Source organism: Collinsella sp. i06-0019-1H4 (assembly GCF_042849575.1).
Classification (GTDB): domain Bacteria; phylum Actinomycetota; class Coriobacteriia; order Coriobacteriales; family Coriobacteriaceae; genus Collinsella.
In genome coordinates this window covers 928,919-953,434 of the sequence record NZ_BAABYB010000001.1, presented here as the reverse complement: position 1 = coordinate 953,434, position 24,516 = coordinate 928,919, and the positions used below count along the sequence as shown (strand labels likewise).

Sequence of the window (24,516 nt, the reverse complement as noted above, 5' to 3'; positions counted from 1 at the left end):
CCCGGGCAACTTTATAATGCAGACTTAAAGACCCATTTGAATCCGACCGAACAAGGGAGCGAACATGGATCGCAGTAAGGTACCCGCCGTTCTATCCATCGCAGGATCCGATTCCAGCGGTGGCGCCGGCATTCAGGCCGACATCAAGACCATCACGGCGCACCGCCTGTATGCCGAGACGGCCATCACAGCCATCACCGCACAGAACACCCTGGGCGTCACCGCTGTGCAGAACATCTCTCCGGATATTGTCGCGGCGCAGATCGATGCCGTTTTTGACGATATTCGACCCAGCGCCGTCAAGATCGGCATGGTTTCCTCTGCCGAGATTATCGAGGTTATCGCCGACCGCTTGAGCGCCTGGGACGCACAAAATATCGTCGTCGACCCCGTCATGGTCGCCACCTCGGGTGCTCGCCTCATTGCCGAGGATGCCGCTGAGGCACTCACCCGCCGCCTGTTCCCGCTGGCGACCGTTATCACGCCCAACATTCCCGAGGCCATGGCGCTGCTCGATTATGAGGTCGATTCCGAGCGCACGCAGCAAAATGCCGCCATGCTTCTCACCCGTCGCTTTGGCTGCGCGTCTCTCGTTAAGGGCGGGCATTTTGTCAACGAGGCCAACGATGTGCTAGCAGAGCCCGCGCCGCTCGATGACGAGGGCAACCATCTGGGCGATCCGCTCACCACGTGGTTCCGCCACAAGCGCATCGAGACCGGCAACACGCACGGTACTGGCTGTACGCTTTCGTCCGCCATCGCCTGCGCGCTGGCCCAGGGCATGGATCTTGCCGATGCCGTCAACGCCGGCAAGGCCTACCTAACGGGCGCTCTCGCCGCTGGCTTTGACATGGGCAAAGGCTCCGGCCCCGTCAACCACATGTGGCAATACTAAGCCCCATCCCAAACCGCCACAAAGGGGACAGGCACCTTTGTGGCGGTTCCCGCAAACATCTCGATCTGTAACAGTTAGAGTCCATTTTTCGGCCCACCTGTTACAGATTGAGACATTCAAATTCCGCTGAGAAGAAAATCTCGATCTGTAACAGTAACTCGGCGAAATCGACCCTAGATGTTACAGATCGAGACAAACGACCGATATCGACCTAAATAATCTCAATCTGTAACATCTAGCCCGTTTTCGGCCTTACAGCTGTTACAGATCAAGACAAACCAACGAAACAAGCCACCGCAAGGGGAACTTTTGTACTGCTTAGGGCCGTACTACTCTCCGATCATCTCTTTGAGCTTGGCTGCCACGGCATGGCCGAGGCTCTCGTGGCTTTCCGGCATCATGTGCAGATAATCGATATCGCCCGGCTCGGCAAAATCGGCGGCATTCAAAAAGTCGCAGCCAAACTGTTCGGCAACATACGCATAGTATTCGGCAAAATGCTCCGAGGCCTCGACGGAGTGCTCGTCAAAGTCGGTCATATACACATCGGCGATCTGCGGCTTGATCTTGATAGGAGCCATCAGCAGAATGCGCGGACAAGGCGCAGCGTCGGTCCAGGGAAACGCGCGGACGGTGCGAATCAGCGCCATGGCACCGTCAGCGATATCGGCAGCCCCCACGCTAAAGACCGTCTTGCAGTCGTTGGTGCCCAGCATAATCACGATCGCGTCCAGCGGCTTATGGGACTCGAGCAGCATCGGCAACGCGCGGATGCCGTTGAGATTGGTGTCCAGATGGCACATGTCGTCGCGCACCGTCGTGCGGCCGTTTAGGCCTTCCTCAATCACGTGCCAGCCCTCGCCCAGGTCGCGCTGGGCCACGCCGCACCAGCGCACATCGTGCGCATAGCGCACCGCGGTGCCGTCGCGCATGCCCGCCGGATCATAGCCATAGGTATTGCTGTCGCCAAAGCACAGAACGTTTTTCATCGTAAGCCCTTCCTCTAGTAAAAAGCCGGCGGGAGCAGTCTCTCCTGCCGGATCGACCTATCTGTCAGCACATACCGATTACAGGTATTTGCGCCAGTCGTCGTCATCCTCATCGTCCTCAGCAGCGGCCTGAGCCTGCTCGGCGGCACGGGCGGCCGCGGCGCGGGCGGCCACCTGAGCATAGGACTCCTCGTTACACTCGGGGAAGCTTGCCAACACGTGCTCAAACTTGGCGAAGTCCTCATCCCAGCGCGTAGAGGGCACGGCAAAAAACACCTGCTTGACCTTGAAGTCGCCCGACGCAAGCTCCTTGCGGAAGAGCTCAGCCACGGCCTCGGCGTCAAAGCCGTTGTTGTCGCAGCCCCAAGCGCCCAGCACGAGCTTCTCGCGACCCAGCTCATCGCAGATGGCAAGCACAAAGCGGATGCGATCGCGCAGGGCATCCAGCAAGGCATCGTCACCCACGCGATACTCCTGGCGAGCGCGCTTGGCGTTGGGCGCGGCGGCAACGATCACGTCAGCATATGCATGTACGTGATTGCGGTCGAAGCGCACCGCAGGCACCACCAGCGCACGGTTGCGGTAAAGCTCGCAGTTGATGTTGCGACGACGGTTCTCGCCGTACCATTTGCGCTGCTTATCGAGCACGTTGTACAGGTACGAATCGGCACAGAGCGTGGCCTCCTGGCCCAGATAGCCCTGGATGTAGCCACCGCCCGGGTTGGTGAACGAGGCAAAGGCAAGCACGGCCATGTCACAGAACTGCGCGTAGCCTCGGCCGTTATCCAGAATGGCCTGCGTGGCAGAGGCGTCGAGCACGGTGACCTCGGGCAGGACCGGAGCGGGCTTTTCGGCGGCAGGCGCGGACTCGGCCTCCGTGGCCTCCTCGGCGGGTGCAGGCTCGGCCGCAACCTCGGTCTCGGCGGATGCAACCTCAGCGGTCTCGATCTCGGCGGCCTCAGAATCCTCGGCAATCTGTTCCTCGGCAGTGTCGGCCGCTTGGGCCTTGGCCTTCATCGCCGCGACAAAACCGGCAGGCATACCATCGAACTCGCGCACGCCGGCAAGCGAGCGCTCGATATCCTTGGCGCACGTTTCGGACACAGTCGCCACGTGACGCTCGGCGGCCTTGGCACGGGCCTCGCGCTTGGGATTGGACTGTCCCGCACGATTGGGCCTGCGGTTACGGTTCCTGTTGTCGACGTCTGCCATAAGTGGTCACCTTTCTCGGTCTCTGCCGCTATCGGCTTTTCCCATCCATGATACCCCGCCGCACACAAAAAAAGACGGCCCCGAAGGACCGCCTTTCGCATCGTTTTACCGTGTCCGGCAGGAAGCGTCGCAATGCCGCGCTTTAATCGCGACGACCAAGGATGTTCAGGATGCGCAGGAACACGTTGATGATGTCCACGAACAGGTTGGATGCCATGAGCACGGCGTTGGGCAGCGTGGGCGGCACCGTCGTGGCCACATAGGTGTCGTAGCCAATAAAGCCGGCGAATACCACGATCACGATCAGGTCGGTGATGGACTGCGAGACGCCCATGAACATCAGCACGATCTCAACCAGAATCGTGGCAAGCAGAACGCCAAAACCAATGCCGTACACACGCTGGAAGAACTTGGGGAAGGTCACGCCCAGCGCACCGAAGACAAATGTGATGGCAGCGGTGGCGATAAAGGCGGTGTTGATGGTGGGCAGGTCGTAGTTGGCAAGGCCAAACGACGCGGTCAGGCCAAAGGTGCTCGCAAAGATCACGTAACCCGCGAGCGACAGGCCCACGGACTGCTTGCCCGCAGCAGCCGACATCATGACGATACCGACGATGGTCAAAATAAACGAGCCAAAGACCAGCGGCAAAGCGGCGCCGCTCATCATCATGCGGGCAAACGACATGGTGCTCGTAAAGTAGGCGCCGGCGCCCATGGCGCAAAAGCCCAAAAAGATCAGGGCAGACATGACAAGGTTGTACGCACGCGGCGACATCTCCTTGGCACGGCTTGCGCCGGTCTCGATGGGGCCGTTCTGATAGCCCTGAATATCGTTCATACTTCGTCCTTTCAAAAAGCGCTGCAACAGCGCCGTAGCTGACAAGTTTCCTGCCATTGTACCCGAACGCCACGCGTTCTTACCTGCGACGCTCGCTCTCGAGCGTCCGGTCGAACGCCCACACCCACCAACGCATCAGATGAGTCTGCGAGCCATCCGGTCGCTCGCGTGCCTGTTCTTCCAGATACAGTTCGGTCGCATGTCCGCCAAAACGAACCTTATAAGTCGCCGTACGAATGCCGTGGACCGTCAGGCCAAAACCGGTGGACGAGACAATCTCGTCAATCGTAAAGCAACGACCATCGACCCAGCAGACGGTAACCGGCACGACCTGTCCGCCCGCGAGGATGCGAGCCACGACGTCCACATACTGCTTGTGCACGCGTCGAGTTTTACCATCTGTCTGTCGATATTCCATGCCTCCTATTATCGAACGCATGTTTGCACATTGTAAAGCGAACAGGCTGTGGTTTTGGGATGTTGGGGCGCGCACGTGTCCTCATGGCGTGCTAGCAAAAAGAACACCCGCGGTCAACAGGGCAAATATTCAATGTTAGTGCCAAAAAATTCACTTCTCCTATCAGAACTCGGTAAAGAAACCCGCAGGAGGTGATACGATTTATCATGTTTTTGTAACGTGCCTGCAAACTTCGAGAAAGCCCATATATGGACGTAACGTTCTCAGCCTTCCTCGGCCAAATTGTGTCGAACCCAGTCCTTGCCGTCACCGTGATCCTCGCACTCGGCGCTATCTTCGTCAACGGATGGACCGACGCGCCCAACGCCATCGCGACCTGTGTCACCACGCGCTGCATGCCCGCCCGCGCCGCCATTCTCATGAGCGCCGCATTCAACTTCCTCGGCGTGCTCATCATGACGCACTTTAACGCGAGCGTCGCCAACACCATCTCACATATCGTCGACTTTGGCGGAAACAGCACCATGGCGCTCGCATGCCTCTGCGCGGCGCTGTTCTCCATCGTCGTCTACGGCGCCACGGCATCGCGTTTTGGCATCCCTACCTCGCAAAGCCACAGCCTTATCGCCGGCCTGACCGGTGCCGCAATCGCCCTCGGCGGCGCGAGCAGCGTCAACGTCCACGAGTGGATGAAGGTCATCTACGGCTTGGCGCTCTCCATCGGCCTGGGCTTTGTCATGGGCTGGGTCCTGTGCAAGCTCGTCTCGATTCTTTTCGCCGCCGCCAACAGGCGACGTGCCAACGTCTTCTTTAAATACGCTCAGATCGCGAGCGCTGCGGCCATGAGCTTCATGCACGGCGCGCAGGATGGACAGAAGTTCATCGGCGTGCTCTTTTTAGGAGTGGCCTTCGCCAGCGGCCAGACGAGCGTCGGCGATGCCGGCATCCCCATCTGGATTATGCTGCTGTGCTCGGCCACTATGGGTATCGGCACCAGCGTGGGCGGTGAGCGCATCATCAAGTCTGTCGGTCAGAGCATGGTCAAGCTCGAAAAGTACCAGGGCTTCTCCGCCGACCTGGCGGGCGCCGCGAACCTGCTACTTGCCACCCTTACCGGCATCCCCGTATCCTCCACCCACATCAAAACCTGCGCCATTATGGGTGTCGGCGCCGTCAAGCGCCTCTCGGCCATCAACTTCGGCGTGGTCAAGGACATGATGTTCACGTGGTTCTTCACCTTCCCCGCTTGTGGACTCATCAGCTTTGTCATGGCCAAGCTGTTCATGATGTTCATCTAGTCAAACCGAACGGCCATCCGGACCGCAATACCTCGCCCACCCGTCTTCGCCTCGAAAGGACCCACTCATGGCAAAGAAACCCGATTCGTTCTACTTTGACAACTACGTCGCCTGCGCCGACCTTGCTGTCCAGGCCGCAGAGTTGCTCATCAAGATTTTTGAGAACTTTGATCCCGCGCAGATCCACGGCATGCTCGAAGAGATGCATGCGATTGAGCATGCGGCCGACAAGAAGCACCATGAGCTCGAGGATGCCCTGCTCACTGCCTTTATCACCCCGCTTGAGCGCGAGGATCTGGACCTGATGAGCTGCTCGCTCGACACCGTGCTTGACCGTATCGAGGGCGTCGTGCAGCGCGTCTACTTCACCAACATCCAGAGCATCCACCCCGATGCCATTGTCATCGCCCACAAGGTGACCGACGCCTGCCGCGCCATGAAGGACCTTATGGTCGAGCTGCCTAATTACCGCAAGTCCAAGACCCTGCGCGAGCTGGTCATCCAGATCAACACCATTGAGTCCGAGGCCGATGAGCTCTACATCAACGCTATGCGCAACCTGCACGTCAATGGCAAGGACCCGCTCGAGGTCATCGCCTGGCGTGACGTCTACGCTTTCCTGGAGTACTGCGCTGACTGCTGCGAGAATGTGGCCGATGTTGTGGATTCGATTGTCATGAAGAACAGTTAATTGGGGGTACGTGTCCCACCGGTCGCGGGCCCGACCACTAATAACCTTTTTTCACTCCGGCTGCAAGCAGAGTCGTTCAAAAGGTTATTAGTGGTCGGGCCCGCTCCCTTATGTACCACCATTGGGAACTTTGGCTGATAGTTTTAGCGCAATGGGGGTTTGGCTGAAGGGACCTTTGGTACCCGTTCGGACACTTTGGCCCTTGATGAGCGCTTGGCTGATTGCTGCTTTGGGTACTCTTTGGGTTACTTTGGATCTGTTTGATTTTTAATTGTTGGAGGGCTTGTATGTCGTATATGGATCTGGCTCGTTCTCGGTATTCTTGTCGTTCGTTTGAGGATCGTTCTGTTGAGCAGGCTGTGGTGGATGCCATTGTTGAGGCTGGGCGTATTGCTCCTTCTGCTTGTAATAATCATCCAACCCGTGTGATGGTGTTGGATACACCCGAGCTTTTGGAGAAGGCGGCTGCTTGTCAGCCTCGGTTTGCTCGTGATGGGTCCATCTTTGGCGCTCCGCTCATCTTCCTCATTTGCAGCGTTACCGACGACGCTTGGGTTCGCCCCTATGACCAGATGAACTCCAGCGCTATCGACACCTCGATTGTTTGCGATCAAATGATGATGGAGGCCGAGGAGCAAGGCCTGGGAACGTGTTGGGTATGCCATTTTAAGCCCGAGCTAGCCCGAGAGCGGTTCAACCTGCCCGAGGGCGTCTATCCCTATCACATGCTCGTCTGCGGCTATCCTGCCGACCACATCGCCGATCCCGAGCATCGCGAGGCCCGTACCATTCCCCTCTCCGACTTCCTCCTCAAGTAGTTCTTGCGCATGCCCTAAAATCTACCTTTTACCGCTCACCCTTTCGCCGAGTTCTGCCCTATCGCACGCAGAGCTCGGCGTTTTGTTTCCCAACCCGTATGCAGCCACAAAAAAGGAGCCCGCAGGTGCGAGCTCCTCTTAAGGGCACTAGATTGTAGCTCTGGAGCTAGTCCAGGTCGTCGGCAGCAAAGTTGTCGATCGGGGCGAAGGGGTCAGCCACGGGGACAACCGGATCAGCGACAGGCAGCGGCTCGGCGGCGGGAACGGTCACCGCAGGAGAAGCGGCAGAACCAACCGGCGTGGAGGCCATAAGATCAGCGGGGAAGGAATTCTGGGCATCGTCCATGAAGTGCTGGATGAGCTTGAGGTACTCGGCCTTGAACTCCTCACGGGAAGCCTTCAGACGGTCGATCTCCTCGAGCTCGGCCTGCTTCTCGGTCAGGGCCTGACGGATGACCTCGCGGGCCTTGGCGTCGGCTTCGTTGCGGATACGCTCAGCGTTCTCGTTGGCGTCGTTGACGATGCCCTCGGCGGTCTGCTGGGCAGCGATCAGCGCAGCGGAGATCTGGCGCTCCTGAGCGGAGAAGTCGGGTGCGGGAGCGGCCACAGGAGCGGCGGGAACGGCCTGAGCGGCAGCGTCCTGAGCCTGGGCAAGCTGGGCCTGCGTGTCGGCAAGCTGCTGCTCGGTGGCAGTCAGACGACCCTTAAGATCGACAATCTTGGCAAGCATAGCGTCAACCTCGGAGGACAGCGTCTCCAAAAAGACGTCGACCTCGGCGGGATCATAGCCGCGCTTGGCCTCAGAGAAAGTCTGAGCCTGGATGTCAGCAGGGGTAATAGCCATAACAAGTTCTCCTTTATCATCGCCTTGGCGCCGGGCGCCCGACGTAAGTTACTGAGCCAGTACTATACGAGTATACCTATAAGAAGCTGCAGAATCAGCCTCTGAACCAACTGCAACGCAATAATCGCAACGACCGGCGAAAAATCAACGCCGCCCATCGGCGGAATAAACCGACGAAACAGGTTGAGCCACGGACCGCAGACGCTATCGAGCACCGCGGCGATATCCTGCAGCAGGCCGCCCTGCTTCATGGGAATCCACGTCATAAAGCAATAGACCACAATAAGTGTGGAGTAGAAGTTGAACAGCGTGTTGACCAGCTGGACAATGGTGTAGATGTTGATGAGAATCTCCTCGTCTTGGGTTTACTTAAGGTAGCCGTCGGCGCGCAGCTTCTTAAGGTCCGAATCCTTGACCTCGCAGCCGGCGGGCAGCACCATAAACACGCGATCGCCCACCTCTTTGACCGTAGCGCCCAGGCCGCAGGCAAAGCCATAGCTAAAGTCCAGGACACGCTTGGCGACCTCGGTGCGAACGCCAACAAAAATCAGCGCAACGGGCTGCTTGGTGCGCACGCGGCGGACAACGGTCTCGACATCGTCATAGCTCTCAGGGCGCAGGACATAGGCAGGCAGCTGCGGCGTGGCGTTAATGATGTTGTTTGCATAGGCCGAGGCGTCGCTCGGCGCAGAAGCGGGCGCAGGTGCCGCGGCACGAGCGCGGGCGCTCTCGGCATAACTCGACGGCGTGTCGTAAGCGCCGGGGCGATAGCCGCCTGCGGCACTATCCTGAGAACGCGACGGCGGATTGTACGTCGTTGCATGACGCGAGTCATCGCCGACCAGCTGGCCGGAGCGCGTATACACGGCGACCGACTCGGCCTCACCGCGGCGCGTTTGGCCCAGCAGGCCGTTACTCGGCTCGTCCTGGGTATAGAAGCCCTCGCCCGAGGTACCGCTGTAGCCGTTGTTCTGATAGCCATCATCGTAGCCGTCATCGTAGCCGTAGTCGTCATCCTGGTCATAGCTCTGGTCGTAACCCTGCTGGCCGCCCAGGTGCATCTTATTTTTAATCTCGTCAAGGAAGCCCATGGTTGTGTCCTCTCACGGTTTAGTGCAGGCGCTCTGTAAACCAGTGCGCACTTCAGAGCCCTATTTTACTGCAAACTCCGGGCTAAATACTACCCTGCCCAGGCGAACGAGCGTAGAGCCCTCCTCAAGGGCAGGCTCAAAGTCCTCGCTCATGCCGCAAGAAAGCTCGGGCAGCCTCAGATCGGGATGCGCCGCCTCCAACTCATCCCTCAGCTCTCGCAGCCCGGCAAAGGTGCGACGCGCCACATCCTTGTTCCCCCGAGGGGCCATAGTCATAAGGCCCTGTACACAAATTCCCTCAAGTTCCGCAAGCTCGCCGGCAGCGCCACGAATCTCATCGGGCGAAAAACCGCCCTTGGACTCCTCGCCGCTTACGTTAACCTCGATCAGCACCTGCTGGGGGGCGGCGAGCTCGCCAGCTTCGATCTTGCGAATGGCACGGCTCGAGATCGCCTGCGCCAAATGAAGCGACCCCACCGAATGAATCAGCTCGGCCGAGCCCAACACCGCGTTGATCTTGTTGGTCTGAAGGTTGCCAATCATGTCGAAGCGCACCTCGGGCAGCTCCGGATGATCCGCCAGACCTGCAAGTTTGCGGACGAGCTCTTGCGGGCGGTTCTCGGCAAAATGGCGATATCCCACCTGGATGGCCGCGATGGTCTCATCGACGCCGACGGTCTTGGACACGGCAATCAAACGCGCGGCATCACGGGGCCTCCCGGCGCGATCGAGCGCGGCATAGAAACGCTCGAGTATCTGCTCGCGGCGAGCGCGCATTACATTCAAATAGTTATCCATTGCCAATCGCCTCCGCTAACAGCACAACAAGTAGTCCCATGCTAACGCAAGAGCGCAGCCCCGCATCCGCAAGGCCGCGCTCCCTTAGGTATTTACAATCTCTCAACGAACGGGGTACCCTACTCCTCGTCGTCCTCGGCATCGTCCTCGTCCTCAAGATGATCCAACAGGTAGCGAAGACCCTCGCTCACCTCGTTAGCGGGCACCTTGGCAACAAAACGTGCATCCACGGCGGGCCTCATAATGACGCCCTCGCCCGAAGGCACGCGCATGCTCTCGAGCTCGTCCTCATCCGTACAGGCGATATCGCCGGCAGTCATACGCTGTCCGGTCAAAAGGAAGGTCAGACGGCAGGCGGCATCGATGGAAATCGAGGCAATGCGATCGAGGTAGCGCGAAACCATGATGGCACGGCGCAGGTCGTCATAGTTGCTGTCGTCGTCCATAAAATCGCCGGTGTCCATGCGGTTAAAGGTACGGAAGAACTTCTCGTACGCCGCATGTACCGGCTCATCCTCAACGGCCAGGTTGCAGATGATGGACATGTCGTTGGTGACGAGCGCGGACAGCGACGAGCCCAGCACCTGGTACACGGCCTCGGCCTCGGCCTCAACCGTGCCGACGAGCTCCTGAGGCAGCGAGATGTCGGCCTTGACCATGTGACGCGTGGCGCGGCAGATCTGGCGAACCTTATCGGTCATGCGCTGCAGGTTAAAGTCGACGTAGATAATCGTCTGCAGCAAACGGAAGTCGGAGGCGACCGGCGACTGCGTAGCGATCAGGTTGTAGCACACGGCCTCCAAGTTGGCGCAGCGAGCATCAATCGAAAGCGTGCGCTTCTTGGTCTTAGTGGCGAGCTTGCGGTCGTCGGTCACATAGGCCTTCACGGCGTCGTGAAGGGCAAGATCGACGGCCTCGTAGATGCTCAACATCTCGTGACGGGCCTCGATGAGCTGACGGGAAAACAGTTTGCGCATGGTTCACTCCAATCAGTTGGGTGCGGTCATGCCGCCCGCACAGTGAATACGCACCGGACCAGGTCCGATCGGCTTGGGACTAGTCGCACCGATCAGCCAAAGCGGCCGGTGATATAGTCTTCCGTCCGCGAATCCACCGGGCTGGTGAAGATCGCGTCGGTTTGACCATACTCGATGAGCGTGGCGGGCTCACCGGCAACTTCCTGCAAGAAAAATGCGGTGTAGTCGCTAATGCGAGCGGCCTGCTGCATAGAATGCGTGACGATGATGATCGTCATCTCGGGCGCCAGCTCGGCCATCAGATCCTCGACCTTAGATACGGACGTGGGGTCGATGGCGGAGCAGGGCTCGTCCATCAGAAGGACATCGGGCTGCACCGCAAGCACACGCGCGATGCACAGACGCTGCTGTTGACCGCCCGAGAGCGCCAAACCATCCTTGTTGAGCTGATTGGATACCTCTTTCCAGAGGTTGGCGCGCTTGAGCGATTCTTCCACGATGTCGTCGAGGTCGCTTTTGCTAGTCACGCCCTGCAGACGAGGGCCAAAAGCGACATTCTCGTAGATGGATTTGGGAAACGGGTTGGGCTGCTGAAAAATCATGCCCACGCGGCGACGAAGGTCGACCGGGTCGACGCCCTCGGCATAGATATCGTTGCCGTCGAGTGTCATGGTGCCCTCGACGCGAGTACCCTCGATAAGGTCGTTCATACGGTTGATGCAGCGCAAAAACGTCGATTTACCACAGCCCGAAGGACCGATAAACGAGGTGATGGCGTTTTTGGCGATGTTGAGGTCGAGCCCCGTCAGCGCATGAAAGTCACCGTACCAAAAGTTGAAATCCTTGGCCGTGATGGCCGCTTGCTCCGGCGTGGGAGCGGACTGATAGACGGACATGGGACTCCTTAACTAGCGGCGCTTGCGCGACAGATAACGCGCAAACAGGTTGAAGGCCAGAATAATCGCCATCAGCAAAAGCGCGGTGCCGTAGGCTGCGTTCATGTTGATGCCGTCATTGGCAAGCAGATAGAGGTGAACGGTCATGGGGCGACCGGAATCGAACGGCGATATGGGCAGGTTGATGGCCTGACCCATGGTGTAGAGCACCACCGCGGTCTCGCCGATGGCGCGGCCGATGGCAAGGACGATGCCGGTGGCAATGCGGCCAAAGGCCGAAGGAAGCACGATCTTGGAGACGACCTGCCACTTGGTGGCGCCCAGGCCATATGCGCCCCAACGGATATAGCGCGGAACGGCGCGGATTGCCTCCTCGGTGGTGCGCATGACGATGGGCAGCATCAGAAGCGCCAGCGCCAGGGCGGCCGAAACCATCGAAAGACCCAGGCCCATGGCCTCAACAAACAAGGCGTAACCAAAGAGGCCCATAACGATGGAAGGCACCGAGGCCAGAGCATCGGCAGCATAGCGGATGATGTCGACAATCTTGCCCTGCTTGGCGTATTCAGCCAGATAGACCGCAGCCAAGACGGCAACCGGCGTGCAGATGAGCATGGCGAGTGCCGTCACGTAGATAGTCGAGACGATCGTGGGCCAAATGCCGCCCTCGGCGTTTACGCCCTGCGGCCAGCCGAAGATAAAGTCGAGCGAGATATGCGGAAGACCGTTAATGACCACGTAGGCGATGATGGCGAGCAACACCAGGGTGGTGATATAGGCCGCGGCGCGAAACACGCCGAGCATAATCTTGTTGGACAGGTCCTTGTTGATGCGGCCCTTCTTGCCATGGGAAAGGGCACGCTTGATGAGCTCGCGCGACGAGGTCGCATCGACCGTCGTGTCAACGGAATCGGACATAGCCTACCCCCTCTTCTTTGAAATCAGGCGAACGATACCCACCAGTGCAGCTGAGATGATAAACAGGACCACGCCCATGCCAAACAGAGCCGAGCGATGCAGGCCCGAGGAATAGCTCATGTCGAGTGCGATCTGGCTCGTGAGCGTCGAGATGGGGCTCGAGATGCTATCTGGAATGACCGGGGCGTTGCCCACGACCATCAGCACGGCCATGGTCTCACCGATGGCACGCCCCATACCCAAGACAATTGCATCGACAATGCCCAGCTTGGCTGCAGGCAGCACGACCTTGTAGATGGTCTGCCACTTGGTGGCACCCATGGCATAGGACGCCTCGCGAATGCCCATGGGGATGGAATTGAGGGCATCGATGGTAAGCGTCGTGATGGTAGGGACGATCATGATGGCGAGCACGAGCCACGCCGTCAGCGCGCCAAAGCCAAGACCGCCGGTCAGCTGCGCGATAAACGGACGGATGATGACCATGCCAAAGAAGCCGTAGATGATGGAGGGGATGCCCGCCAGCAGGTCGACGGCGGGGCTGATGAGCCTGCGCACGCGCTTGCTGGCGATCTCGACCAGATACACAGCCGTGCCCACACCCAGGGGCACACCCATGGCGAGCGCACCGACAGTCACCAGACCAGAACCCGCCAGCAGCGACATAATGCCGTAGTGGCCCTCAGAGGGTGCCCATGTAAAGCTAAAGAAGTCCGCCAGGCCGATGTCGGTAAAGACCGGCAGCGCCGAGTACGTGGTAAAGACAAAAATCAGGATGACGGTGACGACCGCCAAGAACGCGCAGGCAAAGAAGATCCACTGCAGCGCCTTCTCCTTAAGATAGGTGCTGCGCGACACCAACGCCAACTCACGCTTTTTGGGCACCCGGGTCTCCTGCTCAATCTGGGGGGTTTCCTGTGCTTCCACGCTACTCACTCCCCTTTCCGTCGTTGGTGACGGGAATAAAGCCCGCCTCGCGAATCTGCTTGTCCATCTTTTCGGACGTCACATAGTCGATGTAATCCTGCGCCTGCTGCGAAGGCGTCCCCTTCACAAAGAAGTAAAGGTCACGCGAGATGGGATAGCCGCCACTTGCGACCGTCTTCTCGGATGCCTCGACATGGTTGACCGAAACGGCCTTGACCGAGGTCTTGGCGTTGAGGCTCTCGACAAAACCCAGCGAGATGTAGCCAATGGCGCCACGCGAGCGAGACACGACATCGCGCACCTGGCCCGTGCCCGAAAGAACAGCCGAGCGGCGATCGAATGGCGTGCCGTCCATCACGATAGTGCGGAAGGCCTCGCGCGTACCGGACGCCTCGTCGCGGTTGATAACCTGAATCTTCAGGTCCTCTCCGCCGACTTCCTTCCAGTTGGTGATCTTGCCGGCGTAAATATCGCGGAGCTGCTCGGTCGAGAGATTATCGACCGGGTTGTCGTCGTTCACGATGACTGCAATGCCGTCGTGCGCGATAACGATAGGCGTCAGACCCAGGTCTTGCTCATCGGCGTTGAGGCCACGAGAGGAGCTGGCGATATCGGCGGTGCCGGCGCTAACAGCTTCGATGCCAGCAGATGAGCCAAGGCCGGAGACGAGCACGTCGGTGCCGGTCTCCTCTTTAAAGCCCTCGGCTGCAATCTCGGCAATGGGAAGGCACGTGGTCGAGCCGGCCACGGTAATAGAAGATGTGGAAGATCCCGAGGAGCAAGCACACAGCGTGAGCGTAAGCACTGCAGCACTCAGGACCGATGCGATCTTTCTCATAGCATCACGCCGATCGCAGCATGGCGCCCACAGGTGCCGCCCTCGTTGCGGTAGGAATAAAAGCGGTCGTTCTGACGAACGGTGGAAAGCTTGGTGTCCACAATGCTGCTCGCCTCGACGCCGGCGTCCATCAGCGCCTCGCGAATGGCGGCGGAAAGATCGAGCATACGAGAAGCAGAGGCATCGATGCACGCGAACTCGGCGGCAAAGCGATCCATAAGTTCTTGGGACACCTCGTACTCGTCGCCCAGGATATGGGGCCCAATGTAGGCAGAGATGTCGTCCGGCTTGCAGCCAGCCGCCTCGCAGAGCGCTTGGCACGCCTTGGCGGAAATGCGCGCAATCGTGCCCTTCCAGCCAGAGTGCACCACGGCAAAGCCGCCGGGAGCCACCAGCACCACGGGAACGCAATCGGCAAAGCAGAGCATCACGGGTACCTCACGGGCCATGCAGACGATGGCATCGCAGCCCTCGGCAATCTGCTCGCGAATATTCTCGAGATAATCGGCACCGTTCGAGGCCACCGTCACGACATGGTCACCGTGTACTTGATTGGGAACAAGCAGGTTGTGCTCGCACTCGGCGGCACCCAAGGCCTCGAGTGCGCGGCGACGATTTTCTTGAACGGCAAAGGGGTCATCGCCAACATGCGAGCCCAGATTGAGTGAGGAGTACGCATCTTCGGAAACACCGCCGGCGCGTTCGGTAAAAGCAAAGCGAACATCGTGCGTCGCGCCCTCTACCAACGTAACTCCATCATGGTCGACACGCGAAACGCTGTCCGCACGTGCTGCCATACTAAAGCCTCCTAATAACACAAGTATCGCGGCGACGCCGCAGCAGTCCGTGCCACACGGCTGCCATACTTCATCAAAAGGATACCCGCAGCGGTAGGGGCTAAACGTAAGGGGAACGTAAGGAGATTGGAGGCTTTCGTTTACAAAGGCAAAACACAACAAAAAGGGTGCGCCCAATCGGACGCACCCCATACAGGTCGCTGAGAAAAACGAACTAGAAGCTGCCGCGCTTGAGGAAGTCAGGAAGCTCAAACTGGTCGTTGCCAAAGTTGGGGAGCTCGGTACCACCGACGTTGCGAGTCGGGGCAGCCTGAGCCGGGCTCGTGGCAGGAGCGGTGCGCTGCGGCTCGGTAGAAGCAGCGGCCTTGCTCTGGGACTGCTGTGCAGCGAAGAGCTCGTCCTGACGGTTGACGTTGGAGTCGGAGAAGCCCGTAGCGATGACGGTAATACGCACCTGATCGCCCAGGGACTCGTCGACAACGGTACCGAAGATGATGTTGGCCTCGGGGTCGACGGCGTTGGCGACAACGTCGGCGGCGTCGCTGATCTCCTGGATGCCCAGGTCCTTGGAACCGGCAATGGAAAGCAGGACGCGCGTAGCGCCATCGATGGAGCTCTCGAGCAGCGGGCTGGAAATAGCCTGCTGGGCAGCGTCGACGGCACGGGTGTCCCCAGAAGCGGTACCGATACCCATCATGGCGGTACCGGCCTGCTTCATGATGGTCTTAACATCGGCGAAGTCCAGGTTGATGATACCGGGGACGGTGATGAGGTCGGTGATGCCCTGGGTGCCCTGGGAAAGGACGCCATCGGCGATTGCGAAGGCCTCAAGCATGGTGGTCTTCTTCTCGGCGATGTCGAGCAGCTTGTCGTTAGGGATAACGATCATGGTGTCGACGCAGTCGGAAAGCGTCTTAATGCCTTCTTCGGCGCTCTTCTTGCGCTTGCGGCCCTCAAACGTAAAGGGCTTGGTCACGACGGCGACGGTCAGCGCGCCGACCTCGTTCATCGCGATATCGGCAACGATGGGGGCAGCGCCGGTACCGGTGCCGCCGCCCTCGCCGCAGGTGATGAACACCATATCGGCGCCAGCGAGCGCCTCGGCGATGTCGTCGCGGGACTCATCGGCGGCCTTACGGCCGACCTCGGGGTTGGCGCCAGCGCCCAGGCCGCGGGTCAGGTCGGTGCCGATGTGCACCTTGATATCGGCATCAGAGATCGCGAGTGCCTGAGCATCGGTGTTGATGGCAACAAACTCGACGCCGCGGATACCCTCTTCGATCATTCGATTGACCGCGTTGGTACCGCCGCCGCCGACGCCGACCACCTTAATGACGGCAAGGTAGTTGTTGATCTCTGTCTCGTGCATGTCGGTCCTCCGAACAAAGGTTATTGCCATAGCATGGGTTGACCCCTGCGCACATTAACCTTCAAGTTGAAAGTAAATGCAAAGGTAAACCGTATTATGTTTGCACATTATGAACGTATCAGTCAAATAATTGACGGTGAAAACCAAACAAACCAGATAAACGGCGCGGTATGCCCCGTCAACAAAGGCCAGAAGACGCTACGAGGTCGGTGCGTTCCTAAACGTATAGTTGCCAGGAGATCGAACGTTGATATACGTCACGCCCTCCACCTGCGAAAGCAGCTTGGTAACAATACGCTCCTTTTTGGCAATGTCATCCGAATCTCCGAGCGACACCTCGATACCGTTATCGAGATTCGCCGAGATGGCCTCGACCGAGGGCGTGGAAATATCCTTGACCTGGCCCAGGAACTCGCTCGAGAATCCGCGGACGTAATCCAGGCCGGCCTTGACCGCCTTGGAATTTACCGCTTGCCCCGAAACCGGCGCGACATCGGCCGAGACATCGGTCAGCAGCACGGCTCCGTAATGTTTGGCGAGCGCCAGGGCGGCATCGATGCCGTTTAGGGTGTTGGCACCCTCCCCCGTTGTGATGACATTGCCCTGGTCGTCAACATCGACCGAGGTAGACAGCGGTGCAATCCATGTGTCATCGTCCCCGATCGCCCATGCAAGATCGTCGGAGCTAATGTAGGCAATTGCGATAACCTTGCGTTCCGTCGGCGTGATGATGAGCGTATGGGGAAATTGACGCTGAACATCCACGCCCGAAACCCACGGATTTTGCTTGAGGCCCTCGGTGATCTGGTCGGGATTCACATTGAACAGCGACGTGTCCTCGGGCAGATCGATCAGCTGGATGGCATCGTGCTTGGTCACATGCTCGCTGCCCTGGATCTGAATATCGTTAGCGGCGAACAGGCCAGAGTTAATGACGACGACGGCAACGACTGCAAGCACTGCCAGAGCGGCAAGGATGCCGCCCGCGATTTTGCCCTTGCCCTTAACGGCAGAAGCGGCACCCGCCGCATGATTTGCCAGGGCGCCGATCGATGACAACGGATTAGAGCCCTTTTTGCCCGATTGCGGTTTTGCGGAGGCCGACACCGACGTCAGCATACGTGGCTTAGATGCACCCAGCGCGCGACCGGGACGCGTCACCTTTGCCCCCAACGAGGGCTTGGGCGACGCTATGGGGCGAGAAGGTATGGCGCCCATCGCCGGTTTGGGCGTCACCGAGGGACGTGCCACCGGACGAGCAACATTTTTGGCCGCGGGGCGTCCGCCAAGCTGCGAACCGACAGTCGAACGCTTGGCAGGCCGCACGGACCCAGCAGGCTTAGAAGGCATAACGGACTTACGTTGAGGCTGAGACGGTGCGCCGGAACGCCCTCCGGCGCGGCGGAAGGTTGGTTTCGATGCTCTAGAAGCCGAGGAATTTAACTTCCGGTCTGAGCTCGATGCCATACGCCTCCCTCACCTTTCCGTGCACATGTCTGATAACCGCGGCCACGTCATCGGCCGAGGCGGTTCCGTTATTAACGATAAAATTAGCGTGTACGGGCGAAACTTCCGCGCCGCCAACCGAAAAACCCTTTAATCCACAATCCTCGATAAGCTTGCCCACGCTCGCATCGGGCGGGTTGCGAAATACCGACCCGCAGGATGCACAGCCCATGGGCTGTGTGCGCTTACGCCGCGTCAGGTACCGCTCCATACGTTCACGGATATCGGCCTTGGGCGCAGGTTTGAGCTTGAGCACGCATTCCAGAATGATCTCGTTACGCGGCAGGCTGCATTCACGGTAGCCCCAAGCGATCTCCGAGCCCGCGTAATGCTTGATGCCGGAGCTCGGGTCAAACGTAACGACATCTTCGACCAGCGAGCCAATCCACTCGGTTCGCGTGCCGGCATTCATGGACACGGCGCCGCCAACGGAGCCGGGAATACCGACCGCAAACTCAAGGCCCGAAAGGCTGCGCGACAGCGCGTCGTTGACTAGGCGAGCGAATATTACGCCCGCACCGACCGTCAGCGTACAACCGTCTTCGGCGACAACCGTACGCTGGAACTCACGCCCCAACGAAATGACGGCGCCGCGATAGCCTGCATCGGCAACAAGCAGATTAGATCCCTTGCCGATAATGACCCACGGTACCTGCTCACGATCGAGCACCGCCACGGCGCGACGCAAGGCATGATAGCTGTGACACGTCACAAAGAGGTCCGCCTTGCCGCCGATACGATAGCTCGTATGGCGCGCGAGGCGTTCATCCTCAATTACGTCCGTATCGATCATGCCCGAAAGCGCCATGACGGCGTTAAACAGACCCATGGGGTTTAAGCGTCTTTCTTGGCAGTCAGATACTCGATGAACTCGGGGCCGACCGTCGTGACGTCGCCGGCGCCCATGGTAAGCAGCAAATCGCCCTCGCCCACCATCTTCTCGAGCTCCTCATTGAGCTCAAGACGGCTCGAGCAGTACACGACCTCCTTGCCGGGATGCTTGGCGCGCACGGTATCGGCAAGCATCTTGGACGTGACACCCGGGATGGGCATCTCGCCGGCAGAGAACACGTCAATCAACAGCAGCTTGTCAGCATTGGCGAATGCGTCGGCAAAGTCATCGCACAGAGCCTGCAGGCGCGAATAGCGGTGCGGCTGGAACACGACGTCGACATGTTTGTAGCCCAGCGAAGAGGCAGCAGCGAGCGTCGCCTTGATCTCGGTGGGATGATGGCCGTAATCGTCAACCACCGTGATGCCGTCGATATCGCCCACGTGGGTAAAGCGACGGCGGACGCCTTCAAAACTCGAAAGTGCCTTAGCGGCGGCGTCGATATCGAGGCCTAGGACATGGGCGACGGTCAAGACGGCCGTGGCGTTGAGCATGTTGTGACGACCGGGGTTGCTCTTAATCTCGACAGCGTGCTCGGTGTCGTCCTCAAAGCGAACGATAAAGTCGCTCTGGATGCCCTTGACATCCGGATGCACGCAGACGATGTCGTTGGTCTCGGCAAAGCCATAGGAAAGCACATGACGGCCCGTCGACTTGGCAAGCTCGACCAGATGCGGGTCCTCGCCACAGACGATGACCGTGCCGTCCTCGCCCACCAGACTCATAAACTTGGCGAAGGTGGCCTCGATCTCCTCGATACCCGAGTAATGATCGAGATGGTCGGCCTCGACGTTGGTCACGATGACCACATTGGGGTTAAGGAACAGGAAGGAGCTGTCGGACTCATCCGCCTCGGCGACAAAATAGTCGCCCGAGCCGTTCTTGCCGTTGGTATCGTAGCCCTCAACAATGCCACCGATCAGGAAGCTGGGGTCCAGACCCATGCGGTCGAGCATGGTGGCACACATCGAAGAGGTCGTGGTCTTGCCGTGAGTACCGGCGACGGCGACGGTGGTGTAGCCGTGGCCCAGAGCCGAGAGCATCTTGGCGCGAGGCCACACGGGAATACCCAGCTCGCGCGCACGGACGAGCTCGGGGTTGGACTCGGGAATAGCGGTAGAGACCACGACGACGTCGGGCTTGACCTCGTCGATGGTGGCGGCCTCATGGCCCACATGCACCTTCACGCCGGCGCGGGTAAGCTGGCGAATATAGCGCGACGTCTTAAGGTCGGAGCCGGTAACGACATAGCCGCGTTCGTGAAGGACGAGGGCGATGCCGCTCATGCCGGCGCCACCGATACCGATAAAATGGGCGCTCTTGAAATCGGGCGCGGAGGTTGCAGTCTGGGAATCAGCCATGTGCTCGTGTACTCCTTGCGTAAACACTGCCTGTAACCCGTCTACTGTACCGCACCTACCGCATCCGCGCGAGGGCGACCCGCGATATCCCGTCTAACTAACGCAATCCTTCTACCGCGTCTGCCAAAAGGACGGCAGCGCGGTCCTGGGCCAAACCGCGAGCCGCCTGACGCATGGCATCGCGCGCCTGCGCATCATCGATAAGATGCAGCAGCTCATCGGCAAACGCCCGGGTGTCGATATCGGCATCGGCGCAGAGCACGCCAGCACCGGCATCGACCAGATAGCGGGCATTGGTGGTCTGATGATCGGCCGTCGCATGCGGATACGGCACCAGTACCGAAGGTGTGGCAAGGGCCGCGATCTCGGCAACGCTCGAAGCGCCCGAGCGCGAGAGGACCAAATCGGCCGCGGCCAGCATATCGCCCATATTGTCGATGTAGGGCTGGACGCGATACCGCTTCGCCTCCTCGGGCATCAGGGCAAGAGCACGCTCGGTGTCCTCGAAGCCATCGGCGCCCGTCGAATGCAAAACATAGAGATTATCGCGCGAGAGCAACTCGTTTTTAAGCGAAGCCACGCGCTCATTAAGATGTTGAGCACCAAGTGAGCCGCCAAAAACCAGCAGGAGTGTGGCGTCCTCAGGCACGTCGAGAGCCCTGCGACCGCGAACCCGATCCCCCTCGATCACAGAACGGCGCACGGGGTTGCCGGTCATGAGCACATGGTCAGGATCGCCCTCACGCTCAAACACGGAACGTGCTGCCGGCACCGAGATGCAAACGCGGGCGGCATGCGAACTCATCATCTTGTTAGCAAGGCCCGGAACGGAGTTCTGTTCATGCAGCAGATACGGAATGCCCGCGTCTTTGCACCAGCCCAGAAGCGGGACCTCGACATAGGCGCCAAAACCTATAGCGACATCGGGCTTGCAGGCTTTAGAAAAATGGCTGCCGAGCGCGCGCTTCGCCTTATAGACACGCCACAGCGAGCTCAATGCCGTCCAAGGGCGAGAGCGGTCGAAGCCCGTAACCGTAATCGGCACAAAATCGAACCCTGCCTCGGGAACCAGACGACCCTCGAGCTTATGCGACTGACCTACAAACACAACGTGATGGCCACGGTCACGTAGCTCCTCGGCCAAGGCGAGTGCAGGGTTGATATGTCCCGCCGTGCCGCCGGCTGCGATAGCAACGGTCATCTTATCGGTCATGGTAGTCCCTTCGTACGCGCGGCCCCTGATCGTCGGTGCGCAAGCGCGCCGACGGGTCCGAATTCAAGTCGATTCGATTATATCCGCCACCCGTATTGCGCGGTGCCGGTCGTTGCGGGCGACCCTGCGGCGCAGAGCGCGGCCGGGGACGGGCATCCGACTCCGAAGCAAAACCGTTCAAGACGGTAAAACCGCCACGCGATGAGCGCTCCCCACGCGCATGGGGCACCCCGGCGGTGCTTTCGTCCATAACGGCAAAACTATCTCGGCGACGATCGTATTCATCGCGTCGAGCGCTCTCGTGCGAAACGCGCAAGATAAGCCCGGCGAGCATGAGCGACACGATAATCGACGAGCCGCCATAGCTGATAAACGGCAGCGGCTTACCCGTCATGGGAAACACGTTGAGAATACCCAGCGCGTTGATCAAAAACTGCACCGCGAGGATAACCGCAGAGCCCGAAGCCATGAGCGCCCCGCGACGATCGGTAGCCTGCTCGGCGATTCGAAACGCCGAGTAGATCAGCATCGCAAACACCAAGAATAACAGCAGCGTCCCCAAAAAGCCAACTTCCTCGCCAATGATGGCCAGGATGTAGTCATTGTGCGCCTCGGGCAAATACGAGTACTTCATGGTTGAGTTGCCGATACCGCGACCGAACAGTCCACCCGAAGCAAACGCCATAATGGCAAGCGTTGCCTGATACCCGTCTCCATATTCATCTGCCCAAGGGTTCAAGAGAACCTGAATGCGCACCATACGGTACGGCTCGACGACAAGAGCGATCACGATGATGACGACGCCAGCAAGAATCGCACCGATAATGAATTTTGGGTCAAGGCCGGCAAAGAGCGCCATGCACATGATCGTCAACAGAATAATCAGGATGGTGCCAAAGTCTGGCTGAATAAAAATCAAGACGAGCGATATGCCCAAATTTAAGCCCATGCCCTTAAGGAACTCATTGATGTTACCGCCGGGCGAAAACACGCGATCGAGCATGATGGCAGAATAGGCAATGGCAAACGGCTTGAGAAACTCCGATGGCTGAAACTGAATGCCGGCAATGCTCAGCCAGCGCGTAGCGCCACGGCTGCCGCTACCAAAGAGGAACACCGCAAGCAGCAAGATCATCATAGCGATAAGGGCAAGTTTAAGCGCCCCTTCGCCAAACCAGCTATCGGGTGCAACGCGCGCGATGAACTCGAGGGCAGCAACACCGACGACAGTGAACATAAACTGCCGGAACAAAAAGTAGGTCGCGGAGTCGTTCTCGTGAAGCGCCTCGACTGAAGAAGCCGAGTACACCATAAGCAGGCCAAAACAGACCAGCGAGAACAGGCAGGTCAAAAAGACCAGGCGGGGTCGCATGATACGTGCGGGGACGCCGGCGATATAACGTTCGCCGATGCCCTGCGTGCGACGACCGGCGCGCGGCGTGATGCACTGCGAGGAAGCACGGTCCGAGTCGGGCCTCCTCATATTCTGTCGGGGGCTCTCCTCTCTCACCGGCAACCCCTATTCCATTTGCATATTGGACGCAGCGGCAAGCTGGGCCACATAGTCCTTAAACACGCGACCGCGCTCCTCGTAGCCCGAGAACTCATCGAACGAAGAGCAGGCGGGCGACAGTAAGATCACATCGCCGCGGCTCGAGAGCGAACGGGCAACGTCCACGGCATCGCGCAGGTCGTCGGCCTGGGCGATATCGACATCACCGTCGACATCCGCCTCGTCCATAGCGGCGGTAAAGCGCTCGCGCGCGTCGCCAAAGCAGACCACCGAGCGAACGTTATCCATCACAACGCGGGCAAAGGACTCGAGCGGCGTGCCCTTATCGTGACCGCCGAGCAGCAAGATCACATCGTCATCGGGAAACGCCGTCAGGGCCTTTTCGACCGCATCGGTGTTCGTTGCCTTGGAATCGTTAACATAGCGCACGCCATCGATCTCGCCACAGGGCTCAACGCGGTGCTCCAGCGGCTGGAACGAGACCAGGCCGCGACACACACCGTCAACATCGGCGCCGACCGTCAGGGCCGCCGTGGCAGCACACAGGGCATTGATTACATTGTGATGGCCCGAAATCTTAAGCTCGGACGTATCGACGAGCGGGGTCTCGACGCCCTTCAGGCGAATGACCATCTTGCCATCGCGAACAAATGCGGCGTCCTCGCCCGCAGGCTCGTCAAAAGCAACCTTGCAGATGCGACGGCCCGGAACATAGATGTACTCATCGAACTCGTGGATACCGGCATCCTCGACATCAACAATCACCAGGTCATCGTCGACCATATTCTCGAAGAGCTTAATCTTGGCGAGCGCATAGTTCTTATGGCTCTTATGCCAGCCCAGATGATCGGGGGTAATGTTGAGCAGCACCGCCACACGGGGGTGAAACTCCCGGGTCGTTGCGATCTGATAGCTCGAAAGCTCCGCCACAAACCACTCGTTATGCGCACGGCCATCGATCTCGTTCACCGGAGGCTCGCCAATGTTGCCGACAGCAACGCTCGCCTCGCCCGCCGCCTTAAGCAGGTAATCGGTCAGCGACGTGGTTGTCGTCTTGCCGTTGGTGCCCGTAATGGCAATCCAATTTTGGGGAGACAGACGGTAGGCAAACTCGGGCTCACCCATAATCTGGGCAGCGTGATCACGGCCAGCCTTAAAGAATGCCGAGAACTCCGAGATGCCCGGACACGTCACGCATACATCAAACGCGCCCTCGACCTGCTCGGTTCCGTAGACAAACGATGCCCCGTGCGCCTCGAGCGAGCGCGTGGCATCGTTGGGCTCGGACGCGCCGCCACCGTAAACGGTAACGGCACTCACGCGCTCGGGATGCGCAAGCGCCCAGCGAGCGACATCAAGACCGGACTTGCCCTGGCCCAAAACGAGCAGGCTAAAGACATTAGCAAGAGGCATGAAA

General features: G+C 59.3%; 25 protein-coding genes. 4 read left to right on the top strand and 21 right to left on the bottom strand.

Annotated elements, in window-relative coordinates:
• The first annotated feature begins 64 nt into the window (after positions 1–64).
• Positions 65–895: a bifunctional hydroxymethylpyrimidine kinase/phosphomethylpyrimidine kinase gene (gene thiD, locus ACGHEN_RS04055; protein WP_022094507.1), complete on the top strand. Its 831-nt coding sequence runs from the start codon at positions 65–67 to the stop codon at positions 893–895.
• A gap of 329 nt (positions 896–1,224) precedes the next feature.
• Here thiD and ACGHEN_RS04050 read toward each other — a convergent pair whose 3' ends face one another.
• The 4 genes from ACGHEN_RS04050 to ACGHEN_RS04035 form a co-directional block, all read right to left on the bottom strand.
• Entirely contained in the window at positions 1,225–1,884 is a 660-nt protein-coding gene (locus ACGHEN_RS04050) for an SGNH/GDSL hydrolase family protein (protein ID WP_343001254.1), read from the bottom strand.
• A 78-nt stretch (positions 1,885–1,962) separates the two neighbouring features.
• Entirely contained in the window at positions 1,963–3,096 is a 1,134-nt protein-coding gene (locus ACGHEN_RS04045; RefSeq protein WP_390397443.1) for a TIGR02452 family protein, read from the bottom strand.
• A gap of 142 nt (positions 3,097–3,238) precedes the next feature.
• Entirely contained in the window at positions 3,239–3,934 is a 696-nt protein-coding gene (locus ACGHEN_RS04040; protein ID WP_390397441.1) for a Bax inhibitor-1 family protein, read from the bottom strand.
• A gap of 79 nt (positions 3,935–4,013) precedes the next feature.
• On the bottom strand, positions 4,014–4,352 hold the full coding sequence (locus tag ACGHEN_RS04035) for a hypothetical protein (protein WP_118377353.1): 339 nt from the start codon (positions 4,350–4,352) through the stop codon (positions 4,014–4,016).
• A 248-nt stretch (positions 4,353–4,600) separates the two neighbouring features.
• On the opposite strand from ACGHEN_RS04035, the gene ACGHEN_RS04030 reads away from it, so the two are divergent.
• From ACGHEN_RS04030 to ACGHEN_RS04020, 3 genes are all read left to right on the top strand, one after another.
• Positions 4,601–5,650 carry an inorganic phosphate transporter gene (locus tag ACGHEN_RS04030; protein ID WP_118080373.1) on the top strand — a complete coding sequence of 350 codons (1,050 nt, stop codon included), beginning with the start codon at positions 4,601–4,603 and terminating at the stop codon, positions 5,648–5,650.
• A 67-nt stretch (positions 5,651–5,717) separates the two neighbouring features.
• The gene (locus tag ACGHEN_RS04025) at positions 5,718–6,341 is read left to right on the top strand and encodes a DUF47 domain-containing protein (protein WP_118080370.1); all 624 of its coding nucleotides are present in this window, start codon (positions 5,718–5,720) and stop codon (positions 6,339–6,341) included.
• A gap of 287 nt (positions 6,342–6,628) precedes the next feature.
• Positions 6,629–7,159: a nitroreductase family protein gene (locus ACGHEN_RS04020; protein WP_390397437.1), complete on the top strand. Its 531-nt coding sequence runs from the start codon at positions 6,629–6,631 to the stop codon at positions 7,157–7,159.
• 166 nt (positions 7,160–7,325) lie between these two features.
• On the opposite strand, the gene ACGHEN_RS04015 is transcribed toward ACGHEN_RS04020, so the two are convergent.
• From ACGHEN_RS04015 to murD, 17 genes are all read right to left on the bottom strand, one after another.
• Complete coding sequence (locus ACGHEN_RS04015; RefSeq protein WP_035137975.1) at positions 7,326–8,003, bottom strand: DivIVA domain-containing protein; 678 nt, start codon at positions 8,001–8,003, stop codon at positions 7,326–7,328.
• Between the two features lie 62 nt (positions 8,004–8,065).
• On the bottom strand, positions 8,066–8,311 hold the full coding sequence (locus ACGHEN_RS04010; protein ID WP_255360343.1) for a YggT family protein: 246 nt from the start codon (positions 8,309–8,311) through the stop codon (positions 8,066–8,068).
• 57 nt (positions 8,312–8,368) lie between these two features.
• On the bottom strand, positions 8,369–9,094 hold the full coding sequence (locus ACGHEN_RS04005; protein WP_343000982.1) for a cell division protein SepF: 726 nt from the start codon (positions 9,092–9,094) through the stop codon (positions 8,369–8,371).
• Between the two features lie 60 nt (positions 9,095–9,154).
• Positions 9,155–9,892 carry a YggS family pyridoxal phosphate-dependent enzyme gene (locus ACGHEN_RS04000; RefSeq protein ID WP_390397434.1) on the bottom strand — a complete coding sequence of 246 codons (738 nt, stop codon included), beginning with the start codon at positions 9,890–9,892 and terminating at the stop codon, positions 9,155–9,157.
• 119 nt (positions 9,893–10,011) lie between these two features.
• Positions 10,012–10,869, bottom strand: coding sequence for a PhoU domain-containing protein (locus ACGHEN_RS03995; RefSeq protein WP_349125476.1), 858 nt, complete (start codon positions 10,867–10,869; stop codon positions 10,012–10,014).
• 92 nt (positions 10,870–10,961) lie between these two features.
• Positions 10,962–11,765: a phosphate ABC transporter ATP-binding protein PstB gene (gene pstB / locus ACGHEN_RS03990; protein WP_035137966.1), complete on the bottom strand. Its 804-nt coding sequence runs from the start codon at positions 11,763–11,765 to the stop codon at positions 10,962–10,964.
• Positions 11,766–11,777: 12 nt separating this feature from the next.
• Positions 11,778–12,683, bottom strand: coding sequence for a phosphate ABC transporter permease PstA (gene pstA, locus ACGHEN_RS03985; RefSeq protein WP_349125475.1), 906 nt, complete (start codon positions 12,681–12,683; stop codon positions 11,778–11,780).
• A gap of 3 nt (positions 12,684–12,686) precedes the next feature.
• Positions 12,687–13,610, bottom strand: coding sequence for a phosphate ABC transporter permease subunit PstC (gene pstC / locus ACGHEN_RS03980; RefSeq protein ID WP_390397430.1), 924 nt, complete (start codon positions 13,608–13,610; stop codon positions 12,687–12,689).
• Position 13,611: 1 nt separating this feature from the next.
• The gene (locus ACGHEN_RS03975) at positions 13,612–14,448 is read right to left on the bottom strand and encodes a phosphate ABC transporter substrate-binding protein (protein ID WP_373204618.1); all 837 of its coding nucleotides are present in this window, start codon (positions 14,446–14,448) and stop codon (positions 13,612–13,614) included.
• Positions 14,445–15,245 carry a polyphenol oxidase family protein gene (locus ACGHEN_RS03970; protein WP_390397428.1) on the bottom strand — a complete coding sequence of 267 codons (801 nt, stop codon included), beginning with the start codon at positions 15,243–15,245 and terminating at the stop codon, positions 14,445–14,447. The genes ACGHEN_RS03975 and ACGHEN_RS03970 overlap by 4 nt, the downstream gene beginning before the upstream one ends.
• Positions 15,246–15,459: 214 nt before the next feature.
• Positions 15,460–16,614: a cell division protein FtsZ gene (ftsZ, locus tag ACGHEN_RS03965; protein WP_118080350.1), complete on the bottom strand. Its 1,155-nt coding sequence runs from the start codon at positions 16,612–16,614 to the stop codon at positions 15,460–15,462.
• 198 nt (positions 16,615–16,812) lie between these two features.
• Positions 16,813–17,775, bottom strand: coding sequence for a cell division protein FtsQ/DivIB (locus ACGHEN_RS03960; RefSeq protein ID WP_390397425.1), 963 nt, complete (start codon positions 17,773–17,775; stop codon positions 16,813–16,815).
• A 262-nt stretch (positions 17,776–18,037) separates the two neighbouring features.
• The gene (gene murB, locus ACGHEN_RS03955) at positions 18,038–18,949 is read right to left on the bottom strand and encodes a UDP-N-acetylmuramate dehydrogenase (protein WP_343000990.1); all 912 of its coding nucleotides are present in this window, start codon (positions 18,947–18,949) and stop codon (positions 18,038–18,040) included.
• 5 nt (positions 18,950–18,954) lie between these two features.
• The gene (gene murC / locus ACGHEN_RS03950) at positions 18,955–20,373 is read right to left on the bottom strand and encodes a UDP-N-acetylmuramate--L-alanine ligase (RefSeq protein WP_390397424.1); all 1,419 of its coding nucleotides are present in this window, start codon (positions 20,371–20,373) and stop codon (positions 18,955–18,957) included.
• A gap of 97 nt (positions 20,374–20,470) precedes the next feature.
• A complete protein-coding gene (murG, locus tag ACGHEN_RS03945) occupies positions 20,471–21,586 on the bottom strand; it encodes an undecaprenyldiphospho-muramoylpentapeptide beta-N-acetylglucosaminyltransferase (protein WP_390397422.1) in 1,116 nt (371 codons plus the stop codon).
• Positions 21,576–23,096 (bottom strand): putative lipid II flippase FtsW, encoded by a 1,521-nt coding sequence (ftsW, locus tag ACGHEN_RS03940; protein ID WP_147350644.1) that lies wholly within the window; start codon positions 23,094–23,096, stop codon positions 21,576–21,578. Before ftsW ends, murG begins: the two co-directional genes overlap by 11 nt.
• A gap of 9 nt (positions 23,097–23,105) precedes the next feature.
• Positions 23,106–24,512 (bottom strand): UDP-N-acetylmuramoyl-L-alanine--D-glutamate ligase, encoded by a 1,407-nt coding sequence (murD, locus tag ACGHEN_RS03935; RefSeq protein WP_390397420.1) that lies wholly within the window; start codon positions 24,510–24,512, stop codon positions 23,106–23,108.
• Positions 24,513–24,516 lie beyond the last annotated feature (4 nt).